Origin of the sequence: Cryobacterium sp. Hh7 (assembly GCF_004403155.1) — a bacterium.
Taxonomy (GTDB): domain Bacteria; phylum Actinomycetota; class Actinomycetes; order Actinomycetales; family Microbacteriaceae; genus Cryobacterium; species Cryobacterium levicorallinum.
Map to the genome: position 1 here is coordinate 286,082 of NZ_SOHG01000016.1, position 18,553 is coordinate 304,634.

Here is an 18,553-nt window from a genome sequence, read left to right on the forward strand (position 1 = left end):
AATCTTAGCGTGGACGCACCACCACGAGCAGATCGCCGGCATCGACCTGCTGGGTGAGCGGGATGGCGACCCGCTCGATGGTTCCGGCGATCGGCGAGGTGATCGCGGCTTCCATTTTCATGGCTTCGATCGACGCGACGCTCTGGCCGGCTTCGACCTGGGCGCCTTCTTCGACCTGCAGGGTGACCACGCCGGAGAAGGGCGCGGCGATCTGGCCGGGCTGGTTGGCATCCGCTTTCTCAGCGATTTTAGTCTGCACCGTAATGCTGGTGTCGCGCACGAAGACGGGGCGCAGCTGGCCGTTGAGGATGGTCATGACGGTGCGCATGCCCTTCTCGTCGGCTTCACCGATGGCTTCGAGGCCGACGTAGAGGCGAACGCCCTTTTCAATCTCGACGGCGTGTTCCTGGCCCTGATGCAGGCCGTAGAGGTAATCAAGCGTGTCGATGACCGAGAGGTCACCGTAGGTCTCCTTGACCTGTTCGAACTGGCGGGTCGGCGCCGGGAACAGCAGTTGGTTGAGCATCGAGCGACGTTCGGCGCCCGTGGCTTCGAGCGCGGTGCGCTCCCCCGCGGTGATCTCGGTGACGCCGACGCGCACGTTGCGTCCAGCGAGCACCTTGGTACGGAAGGGCTCCGGCCAGCCGCCGGGCAGCTCGCCGAGTTCGCCGGCCATGAATCCGATCACGGAGTCAGGCACGTCGTACTTGTCCGGGTTTTGCTCGAAGTCGGCCGGGTCGGCCTTCACCGCGGCGAGGTAGAGGGCGAGGTCACCGACGACCTTCGACGACGGGGTGACCTTGGGCACCCGGCCGAGGATGGTGTTCGCGGCGGTGTACATGTCTTCGATCAGTTCGAAGTGGTCGGCCAGGCCGAGGGCAAGGGCCTGGGTGCGCAGGTTCGACAGCTGCCCGCCCGGAATTTCATGGGAGTACACCCGGCCGGTCGGGGCGGACAGGCCCGATTCGAACGGGCGGTACAGGGTGCGCACGGCTTCCCAGTACGGCTCGAGGTCGGTCGTGGCCTTGAGCGAAATGCCGGTGTCGCGTTCGGTATGGGCGAGGGCGGCGACGAGAGAGGATGCCGACGGCTGGCTGGTCGTGCCGGCCATCGGAGCGGATGCCACGTCCACGGCGTCCGCACCGGCGCGCGCCGCGGCGAGCAGCGTCGCGAGCTGGCCGCCCGGGGTGTCATGGGTGTGCACGTGCACGGGCAGGTCGAACCGTTCACGGAACGCGCTAACGAGCTTCTCGGCAGCGCTCGGACGGAGCAGCCCGGCCATGTCCTTGATACCGATCACGTGCGCGCCGCTGGCGACGATCTGCTCGGCCAGGCGCAGGTAGTAGTCGAGGGTGTAGAGGTTCTCGGCCGGGTCGAGCAGGTCGCCGGTGTAGCAGACGGCGACCTCGGCCAGGGCGGTGCCGGTGTTCAGCACCGCGTCGATCGCCGGACGCATCTGCGACACGTCGTTGAGGGCGTCGAAGATGCGGAAGATGTCCACACCGGTGGCGGTGGCCTCCCGAACGAACGCGTCGGTCACCTCCGTCGGATACGGGGTGTAGCCGACGGTGTTGCGGCCGCGCAGCAGCATCTGCAGGTTAATGTTCGGCAGGGCTTCACGCAGGCTCGCGAGGCGTTCCCACGGGTCCTCGCCGAGAAAACGCAGTGCCACGTCGTAGGTGGCGCCGCCCCACGCTTCGACCGACAGCAGCTGCGGCGTCAGCCGGGCCACATACGGGGCGACAGCGACGAGGTCCTTGGTACGCACCCGCGTCGCGAGCAGCGACTGGTGGGCATCCCGGAACGTCGTGTCGGTGACAGCGAGTGCGGTCTGCCCGCGCAGGTCGGCGGCGAACTTGGTCGGGCCGAGCAGCTGCAGCTTCTGGCGTGAGCCGTCCGGGGCCGGCTGGGTGATGTCGAGCTGGGGCAGCTTGTCGCGCGGGTGCACCGTGGTGGGCGGCGCGCCGTTGGGCTGATTGACGGTGACCTCGGCCAGCCAGTTGAGAATCTTGGTGCCGCGGTCCTTGGACTCTCGGCCGCGCAGCAGCTCCGGACGCTCGTCGATGAACGAGGTGCTCAGGTCACCGGCGGCGAAGTCGGGGTCGTCGAGCACGGCCTGCAGGAACGAAATGTTCGTGGAGACGCCCCGAATGCGGAACTCCGCCAGCGCGCGCTTGGACCGCACGACGGCGGCGGCGTAGTCGCGGCCGCGGCAGGTGAGCTTGGCGAGCATCGAGTCGAAGTGTGGGCTGATCTGGGCGCCCGGGTTGATCGTGCCACCGTCCAAGCGGATGCCGGCGCCACCGGGAGAGCGATAGGTGGTGATCTTGCCGGTGTCGGGTCGGAAACCGGCGGCGGGGTCTTCGGTGGTGATGCGGCACTGCAGGGCGGCGCCGCGCAGGCGGATCTCGCCCTGGGTCAGGCCGATCTCTTTGAGGGTCTCCCCCGCCGCGATGCGGATCTGGGCCTGCACCAGGTCAACATCGGTGACCTCCTCGGTAACGGTGTGTTCCACCTGGATGCGCGGGTTCATCTCGATGAACACGTGCTGCCCAGCGCGTTCGCCGACGGTGTCGAGCAGAAACTCGACCGTGCCGGCGTTGACGTAGCCGATCGAGCGGGCGAACTTGATCGCGTCGGCGTAGAGCTGCACCCGAATCTCATCGCTCAGGTTCGGCGCCGGAGCGATCTCGATGACCTTCTGGTGCCGACGCTGCACCGAGCAGTCGCGCTCGAACAGGTGCACCGTCTCGCCGGACGCATCCGCCAGAATCTGCACCTCGATGTGCCGGGGCCGAAGCACCGCAGCTTCAAGGAACATCGTGGCGTCGCCGAAAGCGCTGTTGGCCTCACGCATGGCCTCTTCGAGCGCTCCACGCAGCTCGCTCTTCTTGGCGACACGACGCATGCCACGCCCGCCACCACCGGCGACGGCCTTGGCAAAGATGGGAAAACCGATCTCGTCGGCCTGGCTGATCAGCAGTTCAACATCGGTCGACGGCTGCGTCGACTTCAGCACGGGAACGCCGGCCGCTATGGCGTGCTCCTTCGCGGTGACCTTGTTGCCGGCCATTTCGAGCACGTCGGCGCCCGGGCCGATGAACGTAATGCCAGCAGCGGCGGCCGCATCGGCCAGCTCGGGGTTCTCCGAGAGAAAACCGTAACCGGGATAGATGGCGTCGGCGCCGCATTCCTTCGCCACGCGGATGATTTCACTCACGTCGAGATACGCGCGGACCGGATGCCCGGCCTCGCCGATCTGATACGCCTCATCCGCTTTTAGGCGGTGCAAAGAATTCCGATCCTCGAACGGAAACACAGCCACGGTCTTGGCTCCGAGTTCGTAAGCCGCGCGCATGGCACGGATCGCAATCTCTCCGCGGTTGGCAACAAGGATTTTCTCAAACATGCAAGCCTTTCGAGGGCAGCCGGGCGCACAGCTAACGGTTAGGTTCTCTAACACTAGTGAAGGTAACCTTGCTACTCATGCACGTACTCAGCGTTAGCTCCCTTAAAGGAGGCGTAGGAAAGACCACGGTGACCCTTGGTCTGGCTTCTGCTGCCTTCGCCCGCGGCGTGCGAACGCTGGTCGTGGATCTCGATCCGCAATCCGATGTTTCCACCGGTATGGGCGTCCAGGTGGCTGGTCACCTCAATGTCGCCGATGTGCTCGGTTCGCCCAAGGAAAAAACCGTTCGGGCCGCTATTGCGCCGAGCGGCTGGACATACAACCATCCCGGCACCGTTGACGTCATGATCGGCAGCCCCTCGGCCATCAATTTCGACGGGCCGCACCCGAGCATCCGTGATATCTGGAAACTCGAAGAGGCTCTCTCGACGATCGAGAAGGACTATGAGCTCGTACTCATCGACTGCGCGCCCTCGCTCAACGCCCTCACGCGTATCGCGTGGGCCGCGAGCGACCGGGTTGCGGTTGTGACCGAGCCCGGTCTGTTCTCGGTCGCTGCGGCTGACCGGGCGCTGCGCGCGATCGAAGAAATTCGCCGGGGGCTGAGTCCGCGGCTGCAGCCGCTCGGAATCATCGTGAACCGGGCCCGCACGGCGTCGCTCGAGCACCAGTTCCGGATCAAGGAGCTGCGCGACATGTTCGGTCCGCTCGTGCTCAGCCCGCAGCTGCCCGAGCGCACCTCGCTGCAGCAGGCGCAGGGGGCTGCGAAGCCGCTGCACATCTGGCCGGGTGACAGTGCCCTCGAAATGGCCGGCTACTTCGACCAGCTGCTCGACCGGGTGCTGCGCACGGCGCGCATCGGCGAGTACGCCGAGGTTGCCGCGCACTAGTTCGAAACTCGGCGCCTGCGAAGTCGCTGAGTTCGAACTGCGGCTTTTTGGATTTACGGGGTCTTGGGTTGGCGATGCGGGGCAGTCATCTGCTGCTCGGCTCAGACATCGCCGTTCCGGAGTTGGAATCCGAATAAAGCGCTCGGATTCCGCCTCCGGAACGGCGAAACTCGCACCCCACAGACAACCGGCCCCGCTTCGACTTCGGGATGGGCGCATCCCCGACGCGGGTCACGGCTGCTTCGCAGCGTGACCAAGTACTTCGACTGCAGGCTTGCGCTACCGGCCTGACCGACCCGTCAGTGCCTGCGCTCGTTGCCATCCGTTGATCGAGACCACCATCGACCGACCCGACCGTGTCTGCGGGTGTGAGCTCACGGTGGGTGCTCGCGGAGGGCGCTGCTAGGAGATTTTGCGGGTGGTGCGACGGGCGGCCAACTCGTCGGCGGGGTCGACGGGCTGCATGTCGAGCTCGACCAGGCTGGTCTCGACCTCGCGCAACACCTTGCCGACGGCGATGCCGAAGACGCCCTGGCCACGGCTGACCAGATCGATAACCTCGTCGTTGGAGGTGCAGAGGTAGACACTCGCGCCATCGCTCATAAGTGTGGTCTGGGCGAGATCGCTGATGCCCGATTCGCGCAGCTGGTTGACCGCGGTGCGAATCTGCTGCAGTGAGATTCCGGTGTCGAGCAGGCGTTTGACGAGTTTGAGCACGAGGATGTCGCGAAAGCCGTAGAGGCGCTGGGAGCCGGATCCGGCCGCCCCACGCACAGTGGGCTCGACCAAGCCGGTGCGGGCCCAGTAGTCGAGCTGGCGATAGCTGATACCAGCGGCACGCGCAGCGACAGCGCCGCGGTAGCCGGTGTTCTCATCGAGCTCGGGCATGCCATCGGTGAACAGCAGTCCTAACGAGTAACGCGAAGCGTCAGCGTCAGGCTTGAGCTCACTCATATGGGTTGCCTCTCGGGGGTTTACCTGGTGCGGTGCTTCAGCTGGCGGTGGCGCCCTGATTCACTGTGGTGTGGAACTGGTACAAAAGATACGTGGTGCAAAAGAATTAATGAGAAAACTAGTGCTGAAGGTTTGCGCTTTGCAGCTGGTGATGCGACGACGTCCTGCTGTGGACCGCTCTAGTTACGGTACCGAGGTGGGGTGCCTTAGTGCCTGACATTCGCGCCAACGGTTTGGCGTGTCGGCGCCAGGCACCGACTAAGACACCCGTTGCGACGGCGTCACCGGACTTCACGACGGGTTGTGCCTGAGTCAGTCTACGACCTACTTGGTCAGTCGGCCCAGAGCTGAGCGAATCAGGCTGCCCCGAATCACTTCGAGCTGCCCGGCGATTTCTACCGCCATTTCGGCAGCCTTTGCCCGGCTCGAAGCGTCTTTACGCCGAGCCAGGGGCACCAGTGCACTCTCAATCAGACCCAGCTCACGTTCAGCGGCCCCACGGAAGCCACGCAGGTGGCGCGGTTCGATGCCGCTGCGCTGCAGCTCCACGAGGGCACGCAGCACGCTCAGTGCCCCATCGCCGTAGTAATCGGCGGGCAGGATGATCGACGCCGAAACGGCATCGTGCAGCAGTGTCGCCGATGCTCCCGCTTCGCGCAGGAGGTCTTCCCGGGAGAGCCGTCGCACGGTGCCGAGCATCGACGGCCCCGGGGTCGTTCCGCCCGGCAGCACCGGCGAGAGACCAGCGTCCAGATCGTCCAAATAAGAACGGATAACTTTCAACGGCAGGTAGTGATCGCGCTGCATCGACAAAATCAGCCGTAACCGATCCACGTCACCCGTGCAGAACTTTCGATAGCCCGATTCAGTGCGAGCCGGCGAGACCAGACCTTGCTCCTCGAGAAAACGCAGCTTGGACGGGGTGAGATCAGCGAATTCCGGCGTGAGGCGTGCCAGAACCTGGCCGATGCTCAGCAACGGCGCCGAGCCCGGGGACTGGGCCTTCACCGCCGACAGGGGCCGAGCCTGAGCGGCGCTTGCCGCCACTATTCGCTCGCCGCGCGGGCGAGGTCACGGCGGGAGGCGTAGAAGGTCAGGCGGAATTTACCGACCTGCACCTCCGTACCGTCGGTGAGTCGCGCGGTTTCGATGCGCTCCCCCTCGTAGTACGTACCGTTGAGCGAGCCGAGGTCTTTGACGGTGAACGCGGTGCCGTTGCGCAGAAATTCGGCGTGACGGCGGGACACTGTGACATCGTCGAGAAAGATGTCGGCGTTGGGGTGTCGGCCGACACTCGTGAGATCGGCGTCCAGCAGAAAGCGGGCGCCGGCATTGGGGCCACGCCGCACCACCATGAGCGCAGAGCCCGACGGCAACGCTGCGATCGAATCCTGCTCCTCTGCGGTCACGTTGGAGTCGATCGACGCGATCTGGGCGGCGAACTCCTGGCTGAAGTTCATAGTCGTATCGGTGCTGAGCATGTCGTGCACCGTCGTCGCTTCGCCGGATACGGCGTCGATGGGCACTGAGCCGTTGGGCACTGAGCCGTTGGACGACACCGCGTTGGACGATGCTGGGGTGGACTGCGCCTTGCTGGGCATTGCTTCGCCTGTCGTCGGGTTCTCTGGCTGATCTGCGGGCACGTGCTCGTTCTGCTCCTCGGAATTATTCCTACCGGAAAGATCGACCATCATGCACCTCCTACCGTTCCAGCGTATCGGAAGATACACCCTCGGAGACCCTCGGTAGTCGAATCACTCGCATCGCTTCAATGGCGTAGATAATGCCGGCCCACCAGTACAGAAAAGCGCCCCAGATTCCGAAGGCCCACCCCACCGGCTGCGACCACCATTCCAGCTGCGGAAATGCCTGCCCCAGCATGAGCATCGGCAGGGCGTAGAACAGGCAGAAGGTAGCGACCTTGCCCAGTTGGTGCACCGGGAGCGGTCCGAAACCGAAGTTCGCGAGGACGATTCCCAGAGCCAGCAGAAACACATCGCGCCCCACCACGACGAGCACGATCCACCACGGCACGAGGTCGCGCCAGGCCAGGCCGATCAGCGCAGCGAAGATATAGAGGCGATCGGCGGCCGGATCCAGTAACTGACCGAGGCGGGTGATCTGGTTCCAACGGCGGGCCAGAAAGCCATCCAGCCAGTCCGTGAAACTGGAGATGCTGAGCACGACGAGCGCCCAGGCATCCTCCCCCTGAGCCAGCAGCACCAGGAACACCGGCACGAGCAGGAGGCGCAGAAAACTCAGCACGTTGGGCAGATTCAAGACCCGATCGCTCACCGTGCCGTTCACTGGGCCTGTCACATACGCAGTCTATCGAGCGCCCGACCGGAGCCGCACGGCCATGCACTCCACGCCGGCGGTTCGGTCAGCCCAGTCGCGCCCGCAGCGCCGGCCAGCGGGCAGCGAAACCGGGGTGCAGCGCGAGCAGGTCCACCCCGTCGGCGGGCACCCAACGCAGGGCAATGCTCTCCAGATCGCTGATGACCGGCTCGAACACCTCGGTGGCCTCGACGACGACGGTCGTGTACGACCAGAATCCCAGGTCGAAGCGCGACGTGAATTTCAAAGTCACGAGGTGGGCCGGGACGCCCGCTTCTTCCCGCGCTTCGCGCAGCGCCGCGTCGAAGGCGGTTTCGTTCTCGTGACGGGCGCCACCGGGCAGTCCCCAGGTATCACCAAAATGGCTCCATACCGCGCGATGCTGCAGCAATACCCCACGGTCGGGATGATGCACGAGCAGACCGGCCGCCCCGAATCGGCCCCAATATTTGCGGCCGTCCGGACTGTAAACCCAGGCGTCGCCGCTATCTCGATCCACGCCAGGACGAGGCACACCGGCCGCAGCCGCATCAGACACGCTAGAACCGTCAGTCATGCTCTAAGCATGCCCGTCTGCGACCCCAAAAAGAATTCAGGCGGCCGGCGAATTGCCGCTATCGGTGGATTTTCGATCCCTAGATCGACATGATGGCGTGCATCGGGGCTGTGCCCAGACGTTCGCGACCGTGCAGATCGGTAAGTTCGAGCACGACGCCGACACCGGAGACGGTGTAGCCGGCCCGTTCGATCAGCCGGCTCGTGGCAGCGATGGTGCCACCCGTTGCCAACACGTCGTCGAGAATCAAGACGCGGGTACCTGCGGGCAGCTGGCCGACCTCGAGTTCCAGGCGTGCCGAGCCGTACTCGAGGTCATATTCTTCGGTCAGCACAGTGCCGGGCAGTTTGCCGCCCTTGCGCACGGCCAGGACGGATGCCTGCGCTGCGTACCCGACGGCAGCCGCCAGCAGAAAGCCGCGCGCCTCGATGCCGGCCACGGCATCGAACTGGCCGCGGTGCTGGTCGGCCAGGTCATCGACGATCGCGCGGAAGGCGAGGGCATCGGCGAAGACCGGGTTCAGATCGCGGAACACGATGCCGGGCTGGGGAAAATCGGGATAGGAGGCCAGAAGTGCTTCGACGTGGCTGGCGGCGGCGGACGGCGAAGTGGGAGTAGAGAGTTGAGTCACTGATTCATCTTAAGCTGCGTTGCCCGCAGCCGTATGCGGAAGGAACGGCGAGGGTCAGGATTCCGAGCGCTCCGGAGCCAGCTCAACGGCCGGTACCTTCGGAGCGCGCGGCACCGTAGCTATCGCGCTCATCGAATCCAGAAAATGCACGACAGCGATCTGCTGGTCGCCGGTGAGCTCGAGGACAACTCGCATCATCTGCTCGTGAGTGGCAGCAAGCGAGTCGCGCATCTCGTCGTGCGACGACTGCGTGGCGAACAGCCGCTGCGCGCGCCCGTCTGACGGGTTCACCTCGCGGCGAATATGACCGGATACCGACAATCTCGCGAGAAGTTTTGCCGTGGCCGCCGAGGAGATGTTCAAGAATTCGCTGAGATCCTTCGGGCTGGCGACCCGGTTCTGCCGCTCGCAGGCGATGAGATGACGCAGCGCCATCAGATCGGTTTCGTTGATGTTCATCTCGGCCTGCGCACGATGACGCATGGCGGCATCGGCTACCCGAAAGCGACGCACGGCACGCAAGACCTCGATGGCGAAAGAAACACCATGTTTCTCAGGGTCGTACCAGTACGCCCCCTGTTGCAGGGGGTTACGCTCATCTTGGATCATATGACCATGCTAACGTGAGCTGTCGCTAACCTGGTTAGTTATTCGTGTACTGATCGGGTTGACTTAAGAAGGAGAGCACGTGCACACCGCCAACGCGCTGAATGAACACGAAATTCTGCTGGTTGATGAGCACACGCACGACGGAGCAGCACCCCAGCCCAACGGGTCGCCGCCAACACTGCCGGCACAAGTACAGCACGTGGACCGTGTTCATGCTTGACACGGTTCCGGCCGGAGTAGAAATCGAGCTGGCTCGATTCTTCGCTGCCGCACGCCTGCGGGCGAGCGACTACGGCGAGCACTACGTCGCCCTCTGGGACTCCCTGGCCCAGGCCAGCAGTGGCGGCAAGCGCGTGCGCCCTGCCCTGGTCCTGGCGGCGTATGCCGGTTTCGGCGGACGCGATCAGGGCCTCGTCGCTCCGGTCGCAGTGAGCTTCGAGCTGCTGCACACGGCCTTCCTCATTCACGACGACGTCATCGACCGCGATCTGACCCGCCGCGGGGTGGCCAACATTGCCGGTCGCTTCAGTGACCGCGCGCTCGCCCACGGTGCAGCGGCCGACCAGGCCGGGGTTTGGGCTGCGGCGGCGGCAATTCTCGCGGGCGATCTCGCCCTGAGTGAGGCACACCGCGCGCTGGCGAAACTGCCGGTCGATGTGCCCACCCGGCTGCGCCTGCTCGACCTGCTTGACCGGGCGGTTTTCGTCTCGGCAGCCGGGGAGCTGGCCGACGTCACCAATAGCTCGGCGCGGCATCCGCTCACGGTGGCCGAGGTCATCACCACCCTCGAGAATAAGACCGCCGTGTATTCCTTCGAAGCCCCATTGCAGGCCGGAGCGGTACTGGCCGGGGCCGGGGCCGACGCGATTAGCGTTCTCGGCCGCTACGGACGGCTCGTTGGAGTGGCTTTCCAACTGACCGATGACCTACTCGGCGTCTTCGGCGATCCGCTGAAAACCGGCAAGAGCGTGACGGCCGACCTGCGCGAGGGCAAGCAGACCGCCCTCATCGCCCACGCCGGCAGCACGGCCAGCTGGTCGCTGATCGCTCCCTATCTCGGCAAGGTCGACCTGAATGACGACGAAGCGGAACGCGCCAGGGAATACCTGCGCGCGTGCGGGGCGAAGGAAGCGGCCGAAGGCCTGGCCTACGACCACTCCCGACTGGCGGTGGAGGCCCTCGACCCGGCGATCATTCCGGCGGGACTGCGCGCCAGCCTGATTGAACTCGCCGAAGCCGCCGTGAACCGGTCACGCTGATGGGCCCGTTTCGGGCCGCGGTTCAAACCGACAGCACGACCAGCAACCTGAACAAGTACGCCGAGACGGCCCGGGCGAGCTCGACGACCGTCATCGGGCACTATTCCACCTCGTTCGGACTAGCCACCCGGCTGCTCGACGCTCGGGTGCGCACGCCGGTGCGCACCATTTATGCCCTTGTGCGCATCGCCGACGAGATCGTGGACGGCGCCGCCGCCGAGGCCGGTGTCTCCATCGACGAACAGCGGCACCTGCTCGACGAGCTCGAACTCGAGACCGAGCGGGCGATCGTACGCGGCTACAGCACGAACCTGGTAGTGCACGCCTTTGCTGCAACGGCCCGCCAGTCGGGCATCGACTCCAGTCTGATCGCCCCATTCTTTGCGTCGATGCGCCGGGACCTCGACCCGGAACCATTCACCGCCGAGGGCGTCGCCGAATATATTTACGGCTCGGCCGAGGTGATCGGACTCATGTGCCTACGCTGCTTTCTGCAGCACTCACCCCGCACCGCCGCCGAAGTCAGTGTGCTCGAAGACGGTGCCCGCCACCTGGGCGCGGCCTTTCAGAAGATCAATTTTCTGCGCGACCTGTCCTGCGATCGTGAGGTGCTCGGCCGCAACTACTTTCCGGGAATCGACCCGCTGAACCTCAGCGACCCGCAGAAAAATGCGATCCTCGAAGACATTGATGCCGACCTCGAGATCGCCAGCGCCGTGCTGCCCCTGCTGCCCGCCAGCTGCCGCCGGGCCGTGGCCGCAGCGCAGGGCCTGTTCACCCGCCTGTCGAATCGACTACGGTCGACACCGGCCGATCGATTACTGCGCTCCCGCGTTCGGGTGCCGGATGGAGAAAAATTCGTGATTGCTCTGACCGCTACCCTCGGACCCGGCGCGTGGAAGCGATGACCGGCCCAGGAACCACCGGCACCGGACGTACCCGCACGATCGTGATCGGCGGCGGTATCGCCGGCCTCGCGAGTGCAGCCCTGCTCGCCCGCGAGGGCCATGAGGTGACCCTGCTCGAGGCCCGTTCCGAGCTCGGCGGGCGGGCCGGCGTGTGGAACACCGACGGCTTTCGCTTCGACACCGGCCCATCGTGGTATCTCATGCCCGAGGTATTCGAGCATTTCTACCGCCTGCTCGGCACCTCCGCAGCCGAACAACTCGACCTCGTCAAGCTGGACCCGGGCTATCGGGTGCACTTTGAAGGGGAAAAGGCGCCGGTGGATATTCTCGCTGACCAGGCCGCCAACATCCGCTTATTTGAGCAGCTGCAGCCGGGGGCCGGGGCGGCGCTTCGCCGTTATCTCGACTCGGCCGCCGAGACCTACGACCTGGCCGTGCAGCGTTTTCTGTACTCCAGCTACGAATCGTTTCGCCCGTTTTTAGTGCCCGACGTGCTGCGGCGGCTCGGACGGCTGGCCCGTCTGCTGCTGCAACCACTGGACAAGTTCGTCGCCGGCTTTGTCAGCGACCCCCGACTGCGGCAGATCCTCGGCTACCCGGCGGTCTTTCTCGGGTCGGCGCCGAACCTGACGCCGTCGATGTACCACCTCATGAGCCATCTCGATCTGGCCGACGGCGTGCTTTACCCGCAGGGCGGTTTCGGAACCCTGATCGACAGCATCTCCGCGCTCGCTCGCGCCGAGGGTGTGCAGCTCGTCACCGGCGCGCGGGTCACCGAAATTCGGGTCAGCGATCAGAAGGCCATCGCCGGGGTGAGCTACCTGGACGCCGACGACCAGCTGCAGTATCTGCACGCCGACACGGTCGTGTCGTCGGCTGACCTGCACCACACGGAGACCGAGCTGGTGCCGGCCGAACTGCAAACCTATCCCCAGCGCTGGTGGGACAAGCGCGTCTCGGGCCCCGGGGCCGTGCTGGTCATGCTCGGCGTGACCGGGGAAATCTCCCAACTGCAGCACCACTCACTGTTCTTCACCACGGACTGGGGCAAGAACTTCGGGCAGATTTTCGGCAAGCGCACCTCGGTGCCGTCACCGGCCTCGCTCTACGTCTGCATGCCGAGCGCCACGGATAAGTCGGTGGCGCCGGCCGGAAGCAGCAACCTGTTCGTGCTGGTGCCGGTGCCGCCCGACGTGACCCTTGGCCACGGTGGTGTCAACGGTGCCGGCTCGCGGGCGATCGAGCTGATCGCGGATGCCGCCATCGAGCAGGTCTCCCGCTGGGCCGGCATCCCCGACCTGGCCGACCGGATCGTGGTGCGCCGCACCGTCGGTCCGGCCGACTTCGCCGCTGACCTGAACAGTTGGAAGGGCGGCGCCCTCGGCCCCGCGCACACCCTGCGGCAGAGCGCCTTTCTGCGCGGTTCGAACATGTCGAAGAAAATCTCGGGACTGTACTACGCCGGCGGTACAACCATTCCCGGTATTGGACTGCCTATGTGCCTGATCAGCGCCGAGATTTTGCTTAAGCGGATGCGCCACGACACGACCACGGGACCGCTCGCCGAACCGTTGCCCGCACGTCCGACTTACTCGAACGGGGCTGCCGGAGACCCGGTGGAGTCTGCGCCGCAGCAATCGTGACCCTGCTGTACCTGCTCACCCTGCTGGTCTCGCTCGGCGGCATGGTCGTTCTGGACTGGCGCTTTGGTCTGTTTTTCTGGCACTCGCCGGTTCGAGCCGTGCTCGTGGTCGGCATCGGCGTGCTGTTCTTTCTGACCTGGGACCTGTTCGGAATCGGCCTGGGCATCTTCTACCGCGGGGAAACCACCCTGATGACCGGGCTGCAGCTGGCGCCGGAACTACCGCTCGAGGAGCTCGTCTTTCTCACCTTTCTCTGCTATCTCACCATGAACCTGGTACGGGGGGCCCAGCTCGTGCTGCACCGGCAAACCCGAGCATGACCTATCTCATCCTGAATGCGATCTTTCTGGCCATGGCCGCCGCGATTGCCACGATGGCGCTCGCGCGCCAGTTGATTTCCCGCCGATTCGTGGTGTCCGTCACGCTGGCCCTCGCCTTGACCCTGCTACTCACGGCCGTCTTCGATAACCTGATGATCGGGGCTGGACTGTTCAGCTACGACCCGGCGCATATTTCGGGTCTGTTCATCGGTCTCGCTCCGATCGAAGATTTTGCCTACCCACTGGCCGCAGCGATTCTGCTGCCTGCACTGTGGGTTCTCCTGGGCCGTACCAAGATAGGACGAACGGATGACTGAGCAGCTCGGCACGGTGTCATGGAAGACCCGCCAGGTGGTGCTGTCGTCCCGGCCGCTCAGCTGGATCAATACGGCTTTTCCCTTCGCCGCGGCCTACGTCATGACCACCGGACGCATCGATGCACTGCTGATCGTTGGCACCCTGTTCTTTCTCATTCCGTACAACCTGCTGATGTACGGCATCAACGATGTCTTCGACTACGAGTCCGATCTGCGCAATCCTCGGAAGGGCGGCGCGGAGGGGGCTCTGCTGCATCCCGCTCTGCACCACCTGGTGATCGGCGCCGGCGTCGTGAACGTGGGGATTGTGGGGGCGGCGATGCTGGTGCTGGCGGGGGCGGAGCATCCGTTGTCATGGGTCGTCCTGGCCGGGAGCCTGTTCGCCGTCGTCGCCTACTCGGTGCGCGGACTGCGGTTCAAGGAACGCCCCATTCTGGACTCGATCACCTCGAGCACGCACTTCGTCAGCCCGGCCGTCTACGGCCTCGTCGTGGCCGGCGCCACGATCACCCCTGGACTACTGGCCCTGCTCGCGGCGTTTTTTCTATGGGGCATGGCCAGCCATGCCTTCGGCGCCGTGCAGGACGTTGAACCCGATCGCCACGCCGGAATCGCGTCGATCGCGACGGCGCTCGGCGCCTGGCCGACGGTGCGCCTCGCGATCACCTTCTGGGCCCTGGCCGGCCTGCTCATGATGTTCACCCCGTGGCCCGGGCCGCTGGCCGCTCTGCTCGTCGTGCCGTATATTCTCGCGGTTCGGCCATTTTGGACGGTCAGCGATGCCGAGTCGGGCCGCGCAAACCGGGGCTGGAAGCGCTTTCTCCGGCTCAATTTTCTGAGCGGGTTTCTCGTGACCCTGTTGCTGCTGTACTCCATCCGTCTGGCCGCGTGACGCAGGCCGAGGCCAGCTAGAGTCGTGTGATGGAGCTTACTTCTGCCCGGGTCGACAGCTGGAGCTGGGGCGTTCGCCTGTTCAAGACGCGGTCCATGGCCACGACCGCCTGCCGCGCTGGGCACGTCAAGGTCAACGGTGACAAGGCCAAGGCCGCGCAGGCGCTGCATATCGGCGACGAGGTACGCGTGCGCACGGCCGGGTTCGACCGGGTGCTGATCGTGTCGCGCCTCGTGGTCAAGCGGGTCGGGGCCTCGCTCGCCGCCGAGTGTTACGTCGACCACACTCCCCCACCGCCGCCGCGCGAGGAGGTCGCGCTGGTGCCGATGCGAGATCGCGGTGCCGGGCGGCCGACCAAGCGCGAGCGCCGGGAAATCGACGAGCTGCGCGGGCACATCACCGAGTAACGACATCACCGGATAACCGCGAAACAGACGCTGCGGTGCAGCTGATCCTGCAGGTGCTGGCTAATGCACCTGTGGCGGATGCGGAGCGGGCGTCTCCGCGGCCTCGAGCGGCACGGCGGGCGAAGCCTGGATCCGAACCGACTGAAGGGCGGCAAGCGACTTGAGGGAATTTTTGATGCGGTCTTCGGCGGCCGGGTCGACCTGGCTTGCGGCAACGTTGGCCTCTAACACCGCTCGAACAACTTCATCACGCTGGATTTTCAGGCCACGAGGGGCGTCCACCCCGATGCGGATGCTGTCGCCGCGTACGTCGAGCACGGAGATGACGATGTCGTCGCCGATGAGGATCTTCTCCCCGATTTTCCGTGTCAGAACGAGCATCCTTCAATCCTATCGTTCGAGGGTGGGGCGGCGCTGAATTGGACGGCCGCTCGCCCACCCCACAGGAATTCCCAAATAATCCACGGTCTGCGGGCTGCGAGTCAGTTCCTCGCCCATCACGACGATGGCATCGATGCTCACGGCGGCGTCGACCATGGACACCCACTCCGCGGTGTCGTCAGGTTTGCGGGACGCGTCGACAACGGCCCAGACCTGGTCGGCCCCCAGCGCTCGCAGCGAGGCCGTGAGCCGATTGAGGTCCTGCGATTCCCACTGAAAAGCGATGAATACAACCTGATCGCGCCCGACTCCGCGTGCCCGCGCAGCCAGTGCCGCTCGGGAATCACTGACGCGGTCGACCCCAGTCAGTCCCGCACGACCTGCCGCATAGACTTCACTCGAGCCGCTGGAGTCTGCCATGGACCGGGCAGCCAGCAGCGCCGCGTCGTCCAGTGCTACGACAACCACCAGGTCGCCGGCGCCGGTGAGTGGAAAAGGCGCAACAAGGCTGACGGGCGGTACAGCTGTCTCCGAAGTTGATTCAGACAATCGCTCGGCAAATGATGATCCCCTGGACGCAATGATCGGCTCATCGAACCGGGGCGTGGGCACGAATTCGTGATCCAGCCCCTCGCTATAGTCCGGTTGGTCCGGATCGTTGGTATCGAAGGTGAGCTCGTCCATGATCTCGGCAAATCGGTCGGTCTCAGTGGAGACATGCCGCGCGTTTGCTCGCTCCCCCCTCTTCGGCTCGATAACATCGCCCTCGTCCGCGTCATCGAGGAGTGCGGCAATACCGAGACGTTTCGGTAGATTCAGAATATCGTCGTCGATTTGCGACGTTGAATCGGGTCGGGGCACTTCGACGAGCACTTCGTAGGACTGGCGTGCAAAGAAACCACGGATTCCGCCGACAGTGACTCGTTCAGCGGAAATGATTCGCACATCCGGACCGTGAAGGGTGCGCGCCCGGTCGGTGACCTCGAGCAGCGTTGTACCTTTAAGCAGAAATCTGGCCGGTTCCACGAACCACTCCTACCGTCTCGATGGCGACATTGGCTGAGGTGACTTCTCCATAGGACAGCACAGGCAGGCCGCCTGCCTGCGCAGACACCATCCTGCGGATCGCGGGTCGAAGCGCCGGAGCGCAGACCAGAACCGCCGTCTGGCCGCTCGCTTCAACCGTTGCGACCTGTGACCGTACGGAGTCCAGAACGCCCTCAATGCGGTCGGGGTCCATGAGGATCTGTGTTCCTTGCTCAGAGGGTCGCAGGCCTTCCAACATGGCCTGTTCCAGTATCGGCTCGATCATGATGACGCGTAAAATTCCCGCATCGAGATACTGGGATGTGAGTGCCGGTCCTAGCGCTGCCCGGGCGGTCTCGATCAGCCCTTCGGGGTCGTTCGAAGCCTTGGCGCGCAGGGCGAGGGCTTCGTAAATGCGCGGCAGGTCGTTGATCGGAATCTGCTCACCGAGAAGCCCCTGCAGTACGCGCTGAATCTCGGCAAGAGAAAGCAGCCCAGGAATCAGGTCGTCGACGGCCGACGGGTTCACCTGCTTGACGCCATCGGTCAAAACTCGCACGTCTTCGCGCGTGAGAAGCCGATCCGCGTTGGTGGTGATGATCGACGATAGGTGGGTGACGAGCACGGACACTCGGTCGATTACAGTCGCGCCGGTCATTTCGGCGCTGTGCCGCATCTCGCTGGGTACCCATTTGCCGGCAAGACCGAAGACCGGCTCCACCGTGGCGATTCCGGGCAGGCTCTCCAAGGCATCGCCCAGGGCCAGCACCCGGCCGGTTGGGGCCACCCCTCGCCCGTATTCCACTCCTGAGATGCGGATGACATAGGTCGAGGGTGGCAGCTCAATGCTGTCGCGGGTGCGCACGGGAGGAACAACGACACCAAGATCCATGGCGATTTTACGACGCAGGCCACGGACACGGGCCAGCAGGTCGTCCGATCCCCCCGACACGATATCGATGAGGTCGGGAGCAAGAAGGATTTCTAGTGCGTGTACACGCATCTGGGCGATGAGGTCTTCGGAGCTGTCGGTCTGCGGGGCCTGCGCCCCGACGACGGCGGCGGAATCCACCGCTGCCCGCGCGTTGCTGTCCTGGGCCTTCAATCGTTGGGCCACCAGGATGAGCGTGCCACCGACAAGGAGGAAAGGGAGCACGGGCATTCCCGGAATAATTGCCATCAGAATCGCCGCCGAGCCGGCGATCGTCAACGAGTGACGAGACTGAGTCAGCTGGGTGGTGGCCGTCGAGCCGATGTCGGACTCGGCATTCGATCGGGTGACGATCATACCGGTGGACACCGCCATCAGCAGCGCCGGAATCTGCGTGACCAGACCATCGCCGATGGTGAGTAGCGCGTAAGTCTCCAGCGCCTCCCCGACGCCCATTCCACGCTGCACCATGCCGATGGTGATTCCACCGATGAGGTTGATGATGATGATGACGATGCCAGCGATGGCATCTCCCTTGACGAACTTCGACGCTCCGTCCATGGCCCCGTAGAAGTCCGCTTCGGCTGAGACTTCCGCGCGCCGGGCCTTGGCCTCGGAGTCCGTAATGAGACCGGCGTTGAGGTCGGCGTCGATCGCCATCTGCTTACCTGGCATGGCGTCGAGGGTGAATCGCGCTCCGACCTCGGCCACGCGCTCCGCTCCCTTGGTCACCACCACGAATTGAATGACAACGAGAATAAGGAAGACTACAGCGCCGATGATAATGGAGCCGCCGACAGCAACGTGACCGAAGGCCTCGATCACCTGGCCCGCGTATCCATCTCCCAGTACGAGGCGCGTGGATGCCACGTTGAGGCCGAGGCGAAAGAGAGTGGCCACGAGCAGCAGGGAGGGGAAGACCGAGAATTCCAGCGGCTTCTTCACGAACATGGTGGTCAGGAGGGTGACCAACGCGAGCATGATGTTCACGATGATGAGCACGTCGAGCAGCCCAGCCGGGATCGGCACGATGAGCAGCAGGATGATCCCCACCACTCCGACCGGCATGGCGATCTTCGCCAG

At 64.7% G+C, this 18,553-nt stretch carries 19 protein-coding genes; 8 read left to right on the plus strand and 11 right to left on the minus strand.

What is annotated here, in order from left to right:
• Positions 1-4: 4 nt before the first annotated feature.
• Positions 5-3,409 (minus strand): pyruvate carboxylase, encoded by a 3,405-nt coding sequence (locus E3T43_RS06325; protein ID WP_134471725.1) that lies wholly within the window; start codon positions 3,407-3,409, stop codon positions 5-7.
• A 77-nt stretch (positions 3,410-3,486) separates the two neighbouring features.
• Between E3T43_RS06325 and E3T43_RS06330 the strand changes: the two genes are divergently transcribed.
• Positions 3,487-4,299, plus strand: coding sequence for a ParA family protein (locus E3T43_RS06330; protein WP_134471803.1), 813 nt, complete (start codon positions 3,487-3,489; stop codon positions 4,297-4,299).
• A gap of 402 nt (positions 4,300-4,701) precedes the next feature.
• Here the strand turns inward: E3T43_RS06330 and E3T43_RS06335 are convergent, their stop codons facing one another.
• The 7 genes from E3T43_RS06335 to E3T43_RS06365 all read right to left on the minus strand — a co-directional run bounded on the left by E3T43_RS06335 (position 4,702) and on the right by E3T43_RS06365 (position 9,386).
• Entirely contained in the window at positions 4,702-5,253 is a 552-nt protein-coding gene (locus E3T43_RS06335) for a MerR family transcriptional regulator (RefSeq protein WP_134443128.1), read from the minus strand.
• 324 nt (positions 5,254-5,577) lie between these two features.
• Positions 5,578-6,300 (minus strand): MerR family transcriptional regulator, encoded by a 723-nt coding sequence (locus tag E3T43_RS06340; RefSeq protein WP_134471726.1) that lies wholly within the window; start codon positions 6,298-6,300, stop codon positions 5,578-5,580.
• Positions 6,300-6,734: an FHA domain-containing protein gene (locus E3T43_RS06345; RefSeq protein WP_134471804.1), complete on the minus strand. Its 435-nt coding sequence runs from the start codon at positions 6,732-6,734 to the stop codon at positions 6,300-6,302. Before E3T43_RS06345 ends, E3T43_RS06340 begins: the two co-directional genes overlap by 1 nt.
• Before the next feature lie 220 nt (positions 6,735-6,954).
• A complete protein-coding gene (locus E3T43_RS06350) occupies positions 6,955-7,572 on the minus strand; it encodes a CDP-alcohol phosphatidyltransferase family protein (RefSeq protein ID WP_241978844.1) in 618 nt (205 codons plus the stop codon).
• Positions 7,573-7,636: 64 nt separating this feature from the next.
• Positions 7,637-8,128, minus strand: a complete 492-nt coding sequence (locus tag E3T43_RS06355; protein WP_370449888.1) for an NUDIX domain-containing protein — start codon at positions 8,126-8,128, stop codon at positions 7,637-7,639.
• Positions 8,129-8,225: 97 nt separating this feature from the next.
• On the minus strand, positions 8,226-8,777 hold the full coding sequence (locus E3T43_RS06360; RefSeq protein ID WP_134471728.1) for an adenine phosphoribosyltransferase: 552 nt from the start codon (positions 8,775-8,777) through the stop codon (positions 8,226-8,228).
• Positions 8,778-8,831: 54 nt separating this feature from the next.
• Positions 8,832-9,386: a MarR family winged helix-turn-helix transcriptional regulator gene (locus E3T43_RS06365; protein WP_134471729.1), complete on the minus strand. Its 555-nt coding sequence runs from the start codon at positions 9,384-9,386 to the stop codon at positions 8,832-8,834.
• A gap of 125 nt (positions 9,387-9,511) precedes the next feature.
• On the opposite strand from E3T43_RS06365, the gene E3T43_RS06370 reads away from it, so the two are divergent.
• From E3T43_RS06370 to E3T43_RS06400, 7 genes are read left to right on the plus strand one after another with little or no spacing between them, the layout of a single operon-like run.
• Positions 9,512-10,645 carry a polyprenyl synthetase family protein gene (locus tag E3T43_RS06370; protein ID WP_166791247.1) on the plus strand — a complete coding sequence of 378 codons (1,134 nt, stop codon included), beginning with the start codon at positions 9,512-9,514 and terminating at the stop codon, positions 10,643-10,645.
• Positions 10,645-11,553 carry a squalene/phytoene synthase family protein gene (locus E3T43_RS06375; RefSeq protein WP_134471730.1) on the plus strand — a complete coding sequence of 303 codons (909 nt, stop codon included), beginning with the start codon at positions 10,645-10,647 and terminating at the stop codon, positions 11,551-11,553. Before E3T43_RS06370 ends, E3T43_RS06375 begins: the two co-directional genes overlap by 1 nt.
• Positions 11,550-13,196, plus strand: a complete 1,647-nt coding sequence (gene crtI, locus E3T43_RS06380) for a phytoene desaturase family protein (protein ID WP_134471731.1) — start codon at positions 11,550-11,552, stop codon at positions 13,194-13,196. The genes E3T43_RS06375 and crtI overlap by 4 nt, the downstream gene beginning before the upstream one ends.
• Complete coding sequence (locus tag E3T43_RS06385) at positions 13,193-13,516, plus strand: lycopene cyclase domain-containing protein (RefSeq protein WP_134443136.1); 324 nt, start codon at positions 13,193-13,195, stop codon at positions 13,514-13,516. Before crtI ends, E3T43_RS06385 begins: the two co-directional genes overlap by 4 nt.
• Entirely contained in the window at positions 13,513-13,833 is a 321-nt protein-coding gene (locus tag E3T43_RS06390) for a lycopene cyclase domain-containing protein (RefSeq protein ID WP_134471732.1), read from the plus strand. The genes E3T43_RS06385 and E3T43_RS06390 overlap by 4 nt, the downstream gene beginning before the upstream one ends.
• Positions 13,826-14,725: a prenyltransferase gene (locus E3T43_RS06395; protein ID WP_134471733.1), complete on the plus strand. Its 900-nt coding sequence runs from the start codon at positions 13,826-13,828 to the stop codon at positions 14,723-14,725. The genes E3T43_RS06390 and E3T43_RS06395 overlap by 8 nt, the downstream gene beginning before the upstream one ends.
• Before the next feature lie 29 nt (positions 14,726-14,754).
• Positions 14,755-15,132 (plus strand): RNA-binding S4 domain-containing protein, encoded by a 378-nt coding sequence (locus E3T43_RS06400; RefSeq protein WP_092450597.1) that lies wholly within the window; start codon positions 14,755-14,757, stop codon positions 15,130-15,132.
• 60 nt (positions 15,133-15,192) lie between these two features.
• Here E3T43_RS06400 and csrA read toward each other — a convergent pair whose 3' ends face one another.
• Genes csrA through E3T43_RS06415 form a run of 3 tightly spaced genes read right to left on the minus strand, consistent with a single transcriptional unit; the run spans position 15,193 to position 18,538 of the window.
• Positions 15,193-15,513, minus strand: coding sequence for a carbon storage regulator CsrA (csrA, locus tag E3T43_RS06405; RefSeq protein ID WP_134471734.1), 321 nt, complete (start codon positions 15,511-15,513; stop codon positions 15,193-15,195).
• 9 nt (positions 15,514-15,522) lie between these two features.
• Entirely contained in the window at positions 15,523-16,539 is a 1,017-nt protein-coding gene (locus tag E3T43_RS06410; protein ID WP_134471735.1) for a hypothetical protein, read from the minus strand.
• Positions 16,514-18,538 carry a flagellar biosynthesis protein FlhA gene (locus E3T43_RS06415; RefSeq protein WP_241978855.1) on the minus strand — a complete coding sequence of 675 codons (2,025 nt, stop codon included), beginning with the start codon at positions 18,536-18,538 and terminating at the stop codon, positions 16,514-16,516. Before E3T43_RS06415 ends, E3T43_RS06410 begins: the two co-directional genes overlap by 26 nt.
• Positions 18,539-18,553 lie beyond the last annotated feature (15 nt).